15 protein-coding genes are annotated in these 14790 nt (G+C 63.3%); 9 read left to right on the forward strand and 6 right to left on the reverse strand.

Features of this window, described 5'->3' with window-relative positions; all coding sequences use genetic code 11:
* The first annotated feature begins 240 nt into the window (after nt 1-240).
* From OZ411_RS31175 to OZ411_RS31205, 7 genes are all read left to right on the forward strand, one after another.
* Nucleotides 241-699: a MarR family transcriptional regulator gene (locus OZ411_RS31175; RefSeq protein ID WP_282531029.1), complete on the forward strand. Its 459-nt coding sequence runs from the start codon at nt 241-243 to the stop codon at nt 697-699.
* Between the two features lie 107 nt (nt 700-806).
* The gene (locus OZ411_RS31180) at nt 807-1043 is read left to right on the forward strand and encodes a hypothetical protein (RefSeq protein ID WP_028164590.1); all 237 of its coding nucleotides are present in this window, start codon (nt 807-809) and stop codon (nt 1041-1043) included.
* Nucleotides 1044-1280: 237 nt separating this feature from the next.
* On the forward strand, nt 1281-3833 hold the full coding sequence (locus OZ411_RS31185) for a TonB-dependent receptor (protein ID WP_282531030.1): 2553 nt from the start codon (nt 1281-1283) through the stop codon (nt 3831-3833).
* An 11-nt stretch (nt 3834-3844) separates the two neighbouring features.
* On the forward strand, nt 3845-4534 hold the full coding sequence (locus tag OZ411_RS31190) for a Fe2+-dependent dioxygenase (protein ID WP_282531031.1): 690 nt from the start codon (nt 3845-3847) through the stop codon (nt 4532-4534).
* Nucleotides 4531-5520, forward strand: a complete 990-nt coding sequence (exbB, locus tag OZ411_RS31195) for a tonB-system energizer ExbB (protein ID WP_282531032.1) — start codon at nt 4531-4533, stop codon at nt 5518-5520. The genes OZ411_RS31190 and exbB overlap by 4 nt, the downstream gene beginning before the upstream one ends.
* Nucleotides 5521-5523: 3 nt before the next feature.
* Nucleotides 5524-5994, forward strand: coding sequence for a TonB system transport protein ExbD (gene exbD, locus OZ411_RS31200; protein WP_028164594.1), 471 nt, complete (start codon nt 5524-5526; stop codon nt 5992-5994).
* A 12-nt stretch (nt 5995-6006) separates the two neighbouring features.
* A complete protein-coding gene (locus OZ411_RS31205; RefSeq protein WP_282531033.1) occupies nt 6007-6795 on the forward strand; it encodes a TonB family protein in 789 nt (262 codons plus the stop codon).
* 123 nt (nt 6796-6918) lie between these two features.
* Here OZ411_RS31205 and OZ411_RS31210 read toward each other — a convergent pair whose 3' ends face one another.
* The 3 genes from OZ411_RS31210 to OZ411_RS31220 form a co-directional block, all read right to left on the reverse strand.
* Entirely contained in the window at nt 6919-7326 is a 408-nt protein-coding gene (locus OZ411_RS31210) for a hypothetical protein (protein WP_282531055.1), read from the reverse strand.
* A 44-nt stretch (nt 7327-7370) separates the two neighbouring features.
* The gene (locus tag OZ411_RS31215; RefSeq protein WP_130582973.1) at nt 7371-8051 is read right to left on the reverse strand and encodes a site-2 protease family protein; all 681 of its coding nucleotides are present in this window, start codon (nt 8049-8051) and stop codon (nt 7371-7373) included.
* Between the two features lie 119 nt (nt 8052-8170).
* Entirely contained in the window at nt 8171-9079 is a 909-nt protein-coding gene (locus OZ411_RS31220; RefSeq protein WP_282531034.1) for a DMT family transporter, read from the reverse strand.
* A 104-nt stretch (nt 9080-9183) separates the two neighbouring features.
* Here OZ411_RS31220 and OZ411_RS31225 point away from each other — a divergent pair, with 104 nt between their 5' ends.
* Nucleotides 9184-10032 (forward strand): LysR substrate-binding domain-containing protein, encoded by an 849-nt coding sequence (locus OZ411_RS31225; RefSeq protein WP_282531035.1) that lies wholly within the window; start codon nt 9184-9186, stop codon nt 10030-10032.
* Here OZ411_RS31225 and OZ411_RS31230 read toward each other — a convergent pair.
* The 3 genes from OZ411_RS31230 to OZ411_RS31240 all read right to left on the reverse strand — a co-directional run bounded on the left by OZ411_RS31230 (nt 10029) and on the right by OZ411_RS31240 (nt 13469).
* The gene (locus OZ411_RS31230; protein ID WP_282531036.1) at nt 10029-10775 is read right to left on the reverse strand and encodes an SDR family NAD(P)-dependent oxidoreductase; all 747 of its coding nucleotides are present in this window, start codon (nt 10773-10775) and stop codon (nt 10029-10031) included. The genes OZ411_RS31225 and OZ411_RS31230 overlap by 4 nt on opposite strands.
* An 18-nt stretch (nt 10776-10793) precedes the next feature.
* Nucleotides 10794-11528, reverse strand: a complete 735-nt coding sequence (locus tag OZ411_RS31235) for an SDR family oxidoreductase (protein ID WP_282531037.1) — start codon at nt 11526-11528, stop codon at nt 10794-10796.
* 132 nt (nt 11529-11660) lie between these two features.
* Nucleotides 11661-13469, reverse strand: a complete 1809-nt coding sequence (locus tag OZ411_RS31240; RefSeq protein ID WP_282531038.1) for an IlvD/Edd family dehydratase — start codon at nt 13467-13469, stop codon at nt 11661-11663.
* A gap of 221 nt (nt 13470-13690) precedes the next feature.
* Here OZ411_RS31240 and ugpC point away from each other — a divergent pair, with 221 nt between their 5' ends.
* The gene (ugpC, locus tag OZ411_RS31245) at nt 13691-14752 is read left to right on the forward strand and encodes a sn-glycerol-3-phosphate ABC transporter ATP-binding protein UgpC (RefSeq protein ID WP_282531039.1); all 1062 of its coding nucleotides are present in this window, start codon (nt 13691-13693) and stop codon (nt 14750-14752) included.
* The last annotated feature ends 38 nt before the right edge of the window (nt 14753-14790 follow it).

The following is a 14790-nucleotide window of genomic DNA, read 5'->3' on the forward strand; positions in this document are numbered from 1 at the left end:
ATAATACGTCAGCACTTAATGCGTACACACACTAACACTTGAGAATCCTAAACATTTGGAAAGGTTTAGAAGCATGATCCGGAAGAGTGGAAACCGGCTTTCCCTCCCGACAAATGCGAAGCGCTTGCGCGGATCATGCTCAAACAAAGAAAAGAGATGAGATCGTGACCAGATCCCGTCCATCGGATCACGATCTCGGACCGCGTTCCTGGAGCCCTTGATGCGCCTGTTGAAACCGACATGTCGCTCGATCTGAAACGCCAGCTTGTTTCGCAGCTTGTCGAGAGTTCGCGGCTGTTGCGCAACTATATCGACCATCGTGCGAAGACGCGCGGCACCACGCGCGCGCAATGGATCGTGCTGTTTCGGCTGCGGGAGCAGGAGGGGCTGTCGCAGGTCGACCTCGCCGATGTGCTCGAATTGCAGCCAATCTCGCTGGTACGACTGCTTGACCGCCTGGTCGAGCACGGACTGCTCGAGCGCCGGCCTGATCCGAAGGACCGCCGCGCCAACCGGCTGTTCCTCACCGATCGCGGCCGCCGGCTCGTCGACGATCTCGACAGCCTGCGTGATGCGATCGCAACCGACGTGCTGCACGACATTCCCGATCAGAGGATCGAAGCCAGCCTTCAGACGCTGCGGGACATCAAGGATCGCATCAAGTCGCTCGGCGAAGGCCCGGACGTCGCGGTGAAATAGAAACTTCTCTTCACCTCTCCCGCTTGCGGAAGAGGGAGTATCGAGCCAGTTGAATCCGGAATCGATGTCGTCCATATCGCAGCCCGCGAGCGAAATCGGGGTGAGCGATGGACGAGCTGAACGGACGCATGATGGCCTGTCAGATCCTGATCACGGGATTGATCGCGCGCGTTGCCAACGAGCAGAAGGATCCGCTGCGTTTCCTCACCGATTTCCGCGACGAGATCAAAGCGGTGGTGAATGGAGTGAATATTGCAGGCGAGAACACCGATCGCGTGCGTCAGGTCGCACAGCGGACGGTGGATGAATTGTTCTCATTGATGAAGCCGCCGAGCGCCGATTAAGCTTCGTTCGTGACCGAACCATGCGGTGATTGATTTCGCAGCGGTTTTCCCGCTCTTTAGAATCGTTATTAGAATGGTTTCAAACAATCAGATTAGAAGCGTTCTGATCTGGATCGATTCAAACGAGCGATCCATGCATTCGCGTTGACCCGAAATTTCGTCGCCGATACCACCCGCCCTGGGACACGTCGTCGCGCTTCAGAGCGCATAAACCAGAATTCGTCGCGGGGGCGAGTGATGAGCAATGTAAAGGCACCGAGGTCGCTGCGTTTCGTGGTAGCGATCAACTCGGTCGGCGAACGGCTTGAGGGCTGCTCGGGCAAGAAAGTGTCGACGGTCGCGGGCCTGATCGCGGTCGCATCGTTTTCCGGCGCCGAAGCGCAACAACCCAATTTGCCGCCCGTGAACGTGGAAGCGCCGGTGGCGCGGCCGCGGCCGGCCAACACCAAGCCGACACCGGATCAGGTCCGCGCGCGCACCGCACTCAGGCGCGCGTCACGTCGCACGCAGCAGACGCGGGTTGCGGCCGTGCCTTATCCCAACGCCGGCGGGCTCAACGCCGATCGCGATCCCTATGCGGATCCCGCCGCGCCCTACAAGGTCGATCGCGTGCAGGCGTCAGGAAAGTTCCCCGAGCCGATCCTGAACACGCCGAAGACGATCACGGTGCTCTCCAGGCAAGTGCTGGACGACAAGAACGCCACCACGTTGCGGCAGGCCGTGCTGAGCACCGCCGGTGTCACGCTCGGCACCGGCGAGGGCGGCAACGCCTTCGGCGACCGCTTCTTCATCCGCGGCTTTGATGCCCGCAACGACGTGTTCATCGATAGCGTGCGTGACGCCGGCGTCAGCGTCCGCGAGAACTTCTTCACCGAGCAGGTCGAAATCCTGCGCGGTCCCGGCTCTTCATTTGCCGGCCGCGGCACCACCGGTGGCGCCATCAACATCGTCACCAAGCAGGCGACGACGGAGGGCAGCTTCTACAACATGGATACGACGTTCGGCACCGACCGCACCAAGCGCGTCACGCTCGACGTCAACCAGGTGATCAGCCCGACGCTTGCCGTGCGCGCGGGCGGCCTGTTCCAGGACGCGGGCGTTGCCGGCCGCGATTACGTGTCCGACGACCGCGGTGGTGGATTCGTTGCGGCGAAGTGGACGCCGATCGATGCGGTGAAGGTGACCGCAGGCTATATTCACACGGATATTCATGGCCTGCCGGATTTCGGTGTGCCCTATTTCCGGCCGAGCACGGCGAGCAAGGCAGGCGGCCCGTTCCCGGATTTCGGCGTCAACCGCAACAATTGGTACGGTTTCACCGATCGCGACTTCTCGCAGGTGAAGCAGGATATCGGCACCATTAACGCCGAAGTGCAGGTCACGCCGGACCTCTTGATCAGCAACAAGACCCGAGCCTCGCGCTCGCTGTTGAATTACATCGGCACGCTGCCCGAGGCGCCGGTCCTCGTGAACCCGCTCATTTTCTCGACGTTGTCGGCCAATCCGCAGAGCCGCTATCAGACCACCGATATGCTGGCCAATCAGACCGAAGCCACCTACAAATTCGACACCGGAGGCTGGCGCCATACGGCGCTCGCCGGTGTTGAAGTGTCGCAGGAGCGCTCCAGCATCGACAAGTATACCGGCTTGAGTTCGGAAGCCATTGGCGCGCCTTTCTCGGGCACGGGCTCGGTCACGGGTGTCAGCGTGTTCAACCCGCAATACACGTTCCTGCCGTTCGGAACGACCCCGACGCTTGCAGGTCTCCCGACCAAGATCGGGATCGACACCACGAGCGGCTACCTGCTCGACACCGTCAACTACCACGATCTCGTCATCCTCAACGGCGGCATCCGCTACGATGATTACAAGATCAACACGAGCGGCTTCGGCACGGTCAACGGTGTTCCGAACGTGTTCGGGAGGCAGTCGGCCGAGTTCGGTCTGCCGAACTTCAATTTGGGCATCCTGCTCAAGCCGCTTCCGATCGCAAGTGTCTATGCGGCCTATGCCACCTCTTCGAATCCTGTCGGTGCGGAGTTCGACGGCACCAGCACGGCGTATGGCGGACTCTCGCCGGTGCTGAACGGTAACACCAATCAGATCTTTGGTCCCGAGAAGAACACGGCGATCGAACTCGGAACCAAATGGGAATTGTTCGATCGGCACCTGTTGGTGACGGCGGCGTTGTTCCAGACGGAGAAGGATAACGCGCGTGAATCGGTCAACATCACGCCGGCGACCGCCACCGCATCCTGTCCCTATCCCGCGAACACAAGCGGCACCGTGCCCTGCATCAGTGCCGGTGCCGCCTACCGCATCCGCGGCATCGACCTCGGCCTTGGCGGCAAGATCACGGACAAATGGAGCGTGTTCGGCGGACTGGTCCTGATGCAGTCCGAGGTGACGAAATCGCTCGTTCCGCCCGCGAATACGATTCTCTACACGACCAATGTTGGCCTGCCGCTCGCCAATGTCGCGCATCAATCGTTCAGCCTGCTGACGAAGTACCAGCTCACGGACATGTGGGAGATCGGCGGGCAAGCGGTCTACCGTTCCAAGATCTATGGCGGCACGTTCCTCGCGGCGAACCAGGGCACGCAACTGCCGAGCTACTGGCGCTTCGATGCGTTCGCGGAGGCGAAGCTCAACAAGAACTGGAGAGTCAAACTGTTCGTGAACAACATCTTCAATAAGCTTTATTACGACGCGTTGTATCAGAGCCCGGCTCCGTTCGTGCTTGAGGCGCCAGGTCGCGCCGCCTATCTCGTCGTATCGGCACGGTTCTGAAACGACAGGGCATGTTGATCTGCGTTCCGAATGTGCTGAGCAAGGCCGATGTGGCGGACTTCCGCCGCATCATGGATGCCAGCGCGTGGGAGGATGGACGTTCGACGGCAGGCGCCGCATCGGCGCTGGTCAAGCGCAACGAGCAATTGCCGCCGGATAGCGAGGTCGCCCGCCAGCTTGGCAGCCGCGTGCTGTCGGCGCTGACGGCCAGTGCGCGCTTCATCTCGGCGGCGATCCCACTTAGAATCTTTCCACCTTTGTTCAACCGTTACGTCGCCGCCGACGGTCATCATTTCGGTCTGCATGTCGACAACGCGGTGAGGGGAGACCACCTCACCGGCTTGCGGATCCGCACCGACCTCTCGGTTACGCTGTTTTTATCGGAGCCGAATGAATATGATGGCGGCGAGCTCGTCATCGAAGATTTCTACGGCTCGCATGAAGTGAAGCTGCCGGCCGGCGACCTCGTTCTTTATCCTGCTTCTAGTTTGCATCTGGTCACGCCGGTGACGCGAGGCGCGCGGGTTGCGTCTTTCTTCTGGCTGCAGAGCATGGTACGGGATGCGCACGCTCGCAGTCTGATCTTCGATCTGGACACCGCTATCCAGGCCTTGGTGGAGCGGCTTGGGCGAGACGACCCCGAAACGGTCAAATTGACCGGCATCTATCACAACTTGATACGCCACTGGGCCGAAGTATGAACATTCTAGCTACCCGCGCGACACTTGTTGCACTCTCCGTGCTGACGCTGGTCGCGCTGATGACACCGTCGTCGGCGCAGCAGCAGATGGCGCCCGCCGCTCCCGCTCCATCGGCGCCTGTCGCGCAACAGACTGCTCCCGCCGCGCCGCAACCACCGGCAGAGGCGACGACACCGGCGCAGTCACCCTCCGCCGCCGCGCCGGTTGCCTCGCAGGGAACTCAGGACGTCAGTGCAGCGCCTGCCGAAGGCGAGGGCAAGAAATCGGCGACCATCGCCGGACTGAAGGAACTGTCGCCCTGGGTGATGTTCTGGAATGCCGACATCGTCGTGAAGGCGGTGATGATTGGTCTTGCCTTTGCGTCGCTGGTGACCTGGACGGTGTTCATCGCCAAGATGATTGAGCTCACCGTCGTGCAGCGCAAGTTGCGCGCCGCGCTCGCCAAGATCAGCGATGTGCGCTCGCTCGCTGAAGCCCAGTTCGCGCTCGGCGCCAAGGGCAGCGTGCTCTCGACCCTGATCGCCGCGGCGATGCGGGAAGGGCGACTGTCGGCCGGCATCTCCAGCGACGCCGGCATCAAGGAACGCGCGGCGTCGAGCTTTGCCGAGATCGTGCGTGCCGAAGGCCGCCGCATTCGCGTCGGCATGGGCCTGCTTGCGACCATCGGCGCGACCTCGCCCTTCGTCGGTCTGTTCGGCACCGTCTGGGGCATCATGAACAGCTTCATCGGCATCTCGAAATCGCAGACCACCAACCTCGCGGTGGTCGCGCCCGGCATCGCCGAGGCGCTGCTCGCGACCGCGATCGGGCTTGTCGCGGCGATCCCGGCCGTGATCATCTACAATCACTTTTCGCGGGTGACGAAGGGCTATCTGGAACTGGTCGGCCGTGCCTCGGGCGCGGCGGCACGGTTGTTGTCGCGCGACCTCGACCGCACCAATGTCAGTGTGACCGGCGGCGCACATTCGCGCGCGGCGGCGGAGTAGGCGATGGCTGTCTCGATCGCAGACAATGACGGCGACGACGACGATTTCGCGGAATCGCACGAGATCAACGTCACGCCATTCATCGACGTCATGCTGGTGCTGCTCATCATCTTCATGGTGGCTGCACCGCTCTCCACGGTCGACCTGCCGATCGATTTGCCGACGTCGAGCGCGACGCCGCAGAAGAAGCCGGACAAGCCGACCTATGTCAGCATCAAGTCGGACCTGACGCTTGCGATCGGCGAAAATGCGGTCAAGCGCACTGAGCTGGTGCATTCGCTCGATACCTTGGCCGACATGAGCAAGGATAAGTATGTATTCCTGCGCGCGGATCGCGCGGTGCCTTATGGCGAGCTGATGGGAGTGATGGAAATCCTGCGCTCGGGCGGCTACAACAGGGTCAAGCTGGTGACGCTCGAAGGCGTTCCCGGCGCGCCTGCCGCGCCACAAGCCGCCGAGCCGGCAAAACCCTGACGACGGACAGCGATGTCTGACCTCGATCTTGAGCAGAAGTCTTCCCGGCGGCTGTGGATTTGCGCCGCAGTGGCGGCGCTTGCGCTGCATGTCGGCGGCGCGGCTCTGGCGCTGGCGAATCTGCGCGGCGACGACGTCGGCGACGGCTTGGGCGCAAATGCCGCCGAGTTCGCGGTAGAGATGGCCTCACCCAAGGTCGAGGACGAGAATCTGCCGCCGGGTCCCGACGCCGATGCGTCGCAGGCCGCTCCGCAGCTCTCCGAGCAGAAGGCCGAGGTCAAGGAGACCGACCTGCCGAAGGATGTGCCGCACGAGTCCGAAGACCCCGACCGCATCGTCACGCAGAACGACTCCAAGAAGCCCCAGGAAGACGATCCCAAGGTCCAGGCCGTCCAGACCCAGGCCTCCGAAGAGGCGCCCGCCCAGGAAGCAACCGCGCGGCAGACGCTGGAGGAGAACGCGCCGGAGGCCGAGCAGGCCAAGGCCCCGAATCGCGGCATCGGCAAGGACAGGCAGAAGCTCACCGCCGACTGGGGCCGCAAGATCAGCGCCTATTTCGAGCTCCACAAGCGCTATCCGCACAACAAGAGCAAGGCGACCACCGTGAAAGTCAGCATCGTGCTGAACCGCCGCGGCAACATCGTCAACGTCGCGGTCGCGGAGTCCTCAGGCGACCAAGCGTTCGACGACGCGGCCATCTCAATGGTTCGCCGCTCCGACCCCGTCCCCGCGCCGCCAGCCGAACTCACCGAAGACCAGTTCGCCTTCAGCCTCGACGTGAACTTCAAGAAGCCGAAGTAACGGGTTGAGACACTGGGCGGATTAGCCCGCAGGGTGGGCAAAGCGGAGCGTGCCCACCATTCACGGGCGGTGCAAGAATAAGGTGGGCACGCTTCGCTTTGCCCACCCTACCGTTCTACTGAACTAGCGCCAGAAATAGCGGATGCCGACATAGACCACGACGAGGCAGGCGAAGATCAGCGCCACCGGGAGTGGCCGTTTGCCTGTTGGACCTGATACCCCCGGCTTCTTGGCGGGGAGGCGGCGGAAGGCGGTGACGTTGCCGCGGTCGGCGACCGGCTCGCGGGAGGGGGCGGGGACGTCGGGCGGCGTACCGGCACCGCCCATCTCGGCATAATAGCTCTTGTACATCAGCTTGATGGTGGCCTCGCTCGCCTCAAGCTCCGGCATCTGCGCCAGGAGCTTGTTGTAGGTAGCGAGGAAGTTCTGCGCGTCGGCCGACAGGGACGACGTGCCGTTCAGCTTGGCGAGCATTTTCCACGTCGCGAAGTCCGCCCTGGCGCGGGTGTCCGCACGTCGAGCGATCAGCATATCGGCAGCTTTGATCAAGAGGCCCTCGCGATCTTTTTCTCAACCTAGGCGTTGCCGGTGATGAAGAGAAGCGCACCTATCACATAGCCGGTCAGTGTCCGCAGTATCGCGGAAATAATATCAAGATTGAGACCAAGCTGCGAACCGAGGAGGGGCAGCAGGATCAAAAGCCCGATCAGGATCAGCAACCCATAGGGCTCAAGGCGCGCGAGCGGCTCGGCGAGTGGCCGGGGCAAGAGCCCGACCGCCACCCGGCCGCCGTCCAGCGGCGGGATCGGCATCATGTTGAAGATCGCGAGCACGATATTGATCAGGAACGCGTTTTTGAGATTGTCCGCGATCCAGCGCGCGCTATCCGGCGGGAGGAATGGCAGTACGTGGAACGCCAGTGCGGCAACCAGAGCGAGAATGATGTTGGTGGCGGGGCCAGCCAGCGCCACCCAGACCATGTCGAGCCGGGGATGCTTGAGGTTGCGGAAATTGACCGGCACCGGCTTGGCATAGCCGAACAGGAAGGGCGACTGCGACAGCAACAGCACGGCGGGCAGGACCACGGTGCCGAAGGGATCGATATGCTTCAGCGGATTGAAGCTGACGCGGCCGAGCTGCCAGGCGGTGTTGTCACCCAGCCGGTGGGCGACGAAGCCGTGCGCCGCCTCATGGAAGGTGATGGCGATCAGGAGTGGCAGCACCCAGACGGAGATGGTGTAGAGGGAGATGTTCAAGGGGGATATCCGGTCGCGGCGGCGGCCGCTCTCAACCAGACATGATGGTTGCGGTCGGGTTCCAGCGCAAGACGGTAAACGCGCTGCGACGCATTGGCGCGGAATACAGTTCTCCGCCGTCAGCGTAGCTTCTGCACTGCCGGATCGGCCTCGACGGGGCTGGATTGCGTCGTCGCGATCCAGATGCCTGCGAACACGGTCACGATGCCGACAACCAGATTCCAGCGCAGCGGCTCACCCAGCACAGTGGCCCCGACGAGCGATGCCGCGATCGGATTGACGGTCACCGAGATCGCGACGCGGGTCGGTGTCGTCCGCTCCAGCGCGAACGCCCAGAGGTAGAACGTCAGCGCCGCGCCGAAGGCCCCGAGATAAACCGCGCCGAACCATTGCGGGACACCGAAAGCGGCGACCGGGGCAAAACTGCCGCACGCGAGCGAGGCGAGGATAAGGCAGGCGGCGCCGGCGGCCATGGCCATCGTGGTGAACGGGATGGGGCCGGAGCGGCGGATGAAGGGCTTCGACCAGATACTGTAGAGCGCCATGCAGAGCGCGGCCGCGACCATCAGGAGATCGCCGCGCCACGCCCCTTCCGGCGCGGCGCTGAGGCCGGAGAGCAGGGCCATGGCGACGCCTGTGATCGTCACCAGTACGCCCGTGGTCTTTCGCACCGTCAATTGCTCGCTGCCAAGCACCGCGCCGACCGCCATCGTCAGCAACGGCAAGGTCGAGAGCGCGAGCGCACCTCGCGCCGCCGTCGTGAAGATCAGCGATGCGTTGAACAGGATTGGAAACAGGGCAAAGAACAACAGGCCCAGGCCGATCACTGCCGGCCAATCGCGCCGCGCCGGCCAGCCTCTTCGCTGGATCAGGACGAGCGGAAGCAGCAGCAGGAAGCCGATGCCGAAGCGGAATGCGCCGATGGCGAGCGGGTCGATGGCGCCCACGAGGTAGCGCGTTGCCCCGATCGACGTGCCGCCAAGGGCGCTCGAAAGCACCGCGGCCAGGACACCCCAAGTCTCACCCATCAAGTCTCATCCGGCTTGATCCCCTTTTTGGCTCTTGCCGATGGTAGGGGACAGGCGCTAATCAGGGAATGGAATTTATCTGACAGATAAAATCACCATTCGTTATGAGCCTGGATCCGGACCTCCTGAAGGCATTCGTTGCGGTGGCGGACCACCGTTCCTTCACCCGCGCGGCCGTGGCGCTGAACCGGACGCAATCAGCGGTCAGCATGCAGGTGAAGCGGCTGGAAGAGCGGCTGCAGGCGGAGTTGTTTCACCGCACTAAAGCCAACGTCGATCTGAGCGCAGCCGGCGAGGGCTTGCTCGGCTATGCGCGCCGCATCCTCAGCCTGAACGAGGAGGCGATGGGCCGCGTCCGGGAGCACAAGGTGGAGGGACGCGTCCGCCTCGGCGTGATGGACGATTACGGCACGCTACTGGTCCCGCCGCTGCTCGCCAGCTTCGTCGCCAACTATCCGCTGATCCATATCGAGATGGAGACGGGGCTGACGTCCTCCATGACCGACCGGCTTGGCGAGGCCTACGATCTCGTCATCGCCATGCATCCGCAAGGGAGCGGCGAGGGCGAACTCTTGCGACACGAGCAGGCGGTGTGGGCGGCGAGCCCGGAGCACCGCGTCGAGGAGCTCAACCCGCTTCCCGTGGCGCTCTATCCGCAGGGCTGTCTGTTCCGGAGCTGGGCGATGCAGGCGCTCGACACTGCGAAACGGCCGTGGCGGCTCGCCTTCGTCAGCCACAGCCTCGCGGCGGTCGAGGCGATCGCAGCCCAAGGCTTGACGGTGACCGTGGTCAAGGCCGGCACCTTTCCGCCGCGACTGCGACGCCTCTCGGAGCGCGACGGCATGCCGCCGCTGCCGCGCGCCGAGATCAGGCAGCATCGCGCCGCCAATCTATCGCGCGCGGCGTCGCTATTGGCCGACCATCTGGTCGCGGAGCTCGCGCAACCGACCTAGTACGTCGCGCGGCCGCCGGAGATGTCGAACACGGCTCCAGTGGAGAAGGCGCAATCCTCCGACGCCAGCCAGGCGACCAGCGCGGCGAGCTCTTCCACCAGCACGAAGCGGCCCTTCGGGATCTTCGACAGCATGAAGTCGATATGCTGCTGCGTCATCTGGTCGAAGATCGCGGTACGCGCCGCCGCCGGCGTCACCGCGTTGACGAGGATGTCGTGCTGCGCGAGTTCCTTGCCGAGCGATTTCGTCAGCGCGATCAGGCCGGCCTTGGACGACGAATAGTGCGCCGCGTTGGGATTGCCTTCCTTGCCGGCGATCGAGGCGATGTTGACGATGCGGCCGTAGCCCTGCTTGAGCATCGCCGGCACGATCGCCTTGCAGCAGATGAAGGGACCGTCGAGGTTGATGCGCAGCACCTTGCGCCATTCCTCGAGATCGGTCTCCCACACGGTCCTGTTGATGCCGGCGATGCCGGCATTGTTGACGAGGATGTCGATCTTGCCGAACGCTTTCAGCGTCTCGTCGCGCGTCTTCTCCACCGCGGCCAGATCGGCGACGTCGACCTTGAATGCGGCCACTTCCGGGCCAATCTCCTTCGCGGTCTTCTCGGCCAGGGCGATGTCATGATCCCAGATCGCGACTTTGGCGCCGGAGGCGACAAAGCGCTCGGTGATCGCGCGCCCAAACCCCTGCGCGCCGCCGGTGACAACGGCACTGCGGCCGGTGAGATCGTATTCGTTCATGGTGTGCCTTCCTTAAGATTAGAGTGTCCAGCCGCCGTCGATGGCATGCGCGACGCCGGTGGTGAACGCGCTCTCGTCGCTGGCGAGATAGATGGCGAGTGCGGCGATCTCTTCGGCGGTGCCGAGCCGGCCCATCGGCTGGCGGGCGATGAACATCTCGCGCCCTTGCGGGCCTGCGGCGGCGGCGCGCTGCAGCATCGAGGGCGTCTCGACCGTACCGGGGCAGATGCAGTTGCAGCGGATGCCTTTGGAGATGAAGTCGGCCGCGACGGAGCGGGTGAGGGCTGCCACCGCAGCCTTCGTCGCGCCATAGACGTAACGGTTCGGTGCAGCCTTGAACACGCCAGCGGCGGAGGAGATGTTCACGATCGCGCCGCCGCCGGCGTCCAGCATGCCGGGCAGGAAGGCGCGGATCGTGCGGTGCATCGACTTCACATTGAGGTCGAAGGAGAAATCCCAGTCCTCGTCGGAGCAATCGAGCACCGTGCCGTGATGGACGAAGCCCGCGGCATTGAGCAGGATGTCGGTCCTGCCGGCGCGCTTGGCCATCGCCATGACCGCAGCGGTGTCGCGCACGTCGAGCCGCGCCACCTCAGTGACGCCCTCCTGCTTGAGGAGCGCGAGCTTCTCCTCGTCGATATCGGTCGCGAACACGGTGGCGCCCTCGCGCGCAAAGGCGACCGCGCAGGCGCGGCCGATGCCTACGGCGGCCGCGGTGACGAATGCGCGCTTGCCCTTCAGGCGGTCTGACATGTTGTCTCCTTCGTCTGGCTCCGTCATTCCGGGGCGCGCGAAGCGTGAGCCCGGAATCCATTTGTCCGCTTGCGTATGTGGCGCAATGGATTCCGGGTTCGTCGCTTCGCGACGCCCCGGAATGACAGCACGTCAATGATTATCCCTGGCCACGCCGACCTTGCCGGCGATGTCGTGATAGCGGGTGGCGAGTTCGAGGCAGGCGCCGGTGGCCTGCTGGCCGACGGTCGCGCGGTAGAGCTCCTGCCACGGCGTCTGGTTCGCCGGATAGCGGAAGCCGCCATTCGCCTTCAAATCGGCATGCCGCTTCTTCACTTCGTCATCCGAGATCAGGATGTTGGCCGTGCCCTTGTTCAGGTCGATGCGCACCCGGTCGCCGGTCTTCAGGATCGCCAGCCCGCCATCGGCGGCGGCTTCCGGCGAGGCGTTGAGGATCGAGGGCGAGCCCGAGGTGCCGGACTGGCGTCCGTCGCCGATGCACGGCAGGGACAGGATGCCGCGTTTGATCAGCGCCGCCGGCGGCTGCATGTTCACGACTTCGGCACCGCCGGGATAGCCGATCGGACCGGCGCCACGGATGAACAGCATGCAATGCTCGTCGATCTCGAGCGCGGGATCGTCGATCCGCTCGTGGTAATCCTCCGGTCCCTCGAACACGATGGCGCGGCCCTCGAATGCATTCGGGTCCCTGGGATTAATGAGATAGCGGTCGCGGAACTCCTTGGAGATCACGCTGGTCTTCATGATCGCGGAATCGAACAGATTGCCGCGCAGCACCAGGAAGCCTGCGTCCTTCACCAGCGGCTTGTCATAAGTCCAGATCACGTCACCATCGGGCTGGGCCGCTTCCTTGCAGTTCTCGCCCATGCTGCGGCCGTTGACCGTCACCGCATCTTCATGGATGCGCTTGTGCGTCATCAATTCACGCACCACCGAAGGCACGCCGCCGGCGCGGTGATATTCCTCGCCGAGATAGAAGCCGGCCGGCTGCATGTTCACGAGCAGCGGCACGTCATGGCCAAATTTCTGCCAGTCGTCGATCGACAATTCGACGCCGACATGGCGGGCAAGCGCATTGATATGGATCGGCGCGTTGGTCGAGCCGCCGATCGCCGAATTCACCACGATGCAGTTCTCGAACGCCTTGCGGGTGAGGATATCGGAGGGCTTCAGGTCCTCCCAGACCATCTCGACGATGCGCTTTCCGGTCTCATAGGAGATCTGGCCGCGCTCGCGATAGGGGGCGGGGATCGCCGCGCAGCCCGGCAGCGACATGCCGAGCGCTTCGGCCAGCGAGTTCATGGTCGAGGCGGTGCCCATCGTGTTGCAATGGCCGACGGACGGCGCCGAGGAGGCGACGATGTTCATGAACTCCTCGTAGTCGATCTCGCCCGCGGCGAGTTGCTCACGCGCCTTCCAGACCACTGTGCCGGAACCGGAGCGCACGCCATTGTGCCAGCCGTTCAGCATCGGCCCGCCCGACAGCACGATCGCAGGCAGGTTGACGGTCGCCGCCGCCATCAGGCAGGCGGGCGTGGTCTTGTCGCAGCCGGTGGTCAGCACCACGCCATCGAGCGGATAGCCGAACAGCACTTCGACGAGGCCGAGATAGGCGAGGTTGCGGTCGAGCGCGGCGGTCGGCCGCTTTCCAGTCTCCTGGATCGGATGGGTCGGAAACTCCATCGCGATGCCGCCGGCTTCACGAATGCCCTCACGCACCCGGTGCGCGAGTTCAAGATGATGGCGATTACAGGGCGAGAGATCGTTGCCGGTCTGCGCAATGCCGATGATTGGTTTGCCGGACTGCAGTTCCTGCCGCGTCAGCCCATAATTAAGGTAGCGCTCGAGATAGAGCGCGGTCATGCCGGGGTTGTGCGGGTTGTTGAACCATTCGCTGGAGCGGAGCTTGCGCTTGGTGACTGGTGTAACAGGCTTGTTCATTGTTTCTCCCCGAGCGCAACGGCTCATGCTGCACTGCACTCAGCCTCGTTTCATTGACGCGACTTTATGCACGTCGATCGATTGTTCGCAATTGATTGAGCACGCGATATTCAACTTTGATCCAACGACATCGCGAAAAAATTCTGCTAAGAGGCAACCCAACTTGAAGAGCGGGCGGGGCCTTTATGGTCCTAACCGCCGCTAGAATCGGAGGGAATTGAATGGCGTCGGTGCAGATTAGCGACGTGCGCAAGTCGTTCGGTGGGTTTGAAGTCCTGCACGGCGTGACTGTTCCGATCGAGGACGGCGCGTTCGTGGTGTTGGTCGGCCCGTCCGGCTGCGGCAAGTCGACGTTGCTGCGCATGTTGGCGGGACTGGAGAACATTACCTCCGGGACGATCTCGATCGGCAATCGCGTGGTGAACAACGTGCAGCCGAAAGAGCGCGACATCGCGATGGTGTTCCAGAACTACGCGCTCTACCCGCATATGACCGTTGCCCAAAATATGGGCTTCTCATTGAAATTGAGGAACGCGAACCAGCAGGACATTGCCGCCCGGGTCAAGAAGGCTGCCGAAATCCTCGCGTTATCGCCGCTCCTGGAGCGCTTTCCCCGTCAATTGTCGGGCGGTCAACGCCAGCGCGTCGCAATGGGGCGCGCCATCGTCCGCGATCCCCAGGTGTTCCTGTTCGACGAGCCGCTGTCCAACCTCGACGCCAAGCTGCGCGTCGCCATGCGCACCGAGATCAAGGAACTGCACCAGCGGCTGAAGACCACGACCGTCTACGTCACCCACGATCAGATCGAGGCCATGACCATGGCCGACAAGATCGTGGTGATGCATGACGGCATCGTCGAGCAGATGGGATCGCCGCTCGAGCTCTATGACAAGCCCGACAACCAGTTCGTCGCAGGTTTCATCGGCTCGCCGGCAATGAATTTCCTGAACGGGCACCTAAAATCCAACGGGCAGATTTACGTCGAGACCGAGAATGGCGCCAGATTGCCGGTGGCGACGGCGCCTACCGCCTCCGATGGGCTTCCGGTCGTCTACGGCATCCGGCCCGAACATCTCGAACTCGCCAGCGACGGCATCGAGGCCGAGGTCGTCGTCGTCGAGCCAACCGGCTCGGAAACGCAGATCGTGTCGCGCATCGGCACGCAGGACATCATCGCGGTGTTCCGCGAGCGACATGACGTCAAGCCTGGCGAGCGCATCCATTTGCGGCCGCGCGCGGCGGCCGCTCATCTGTTCGACAAGGACACCGGCCACCGCCTCTAGGCGGCCGGATTAACAAGCCCAAACAAGACCATAAAATT

Origin of the sequence: Bradyrhizobium sp. Arg237L (genome assembly GCF_029990105.1) — a bacterium.
GTDB lineage: Bacteria > Pseudomonadota > Alphaproteobacteria > Rhizobiales > Xanthobacteraceae > Bradyrhizobium.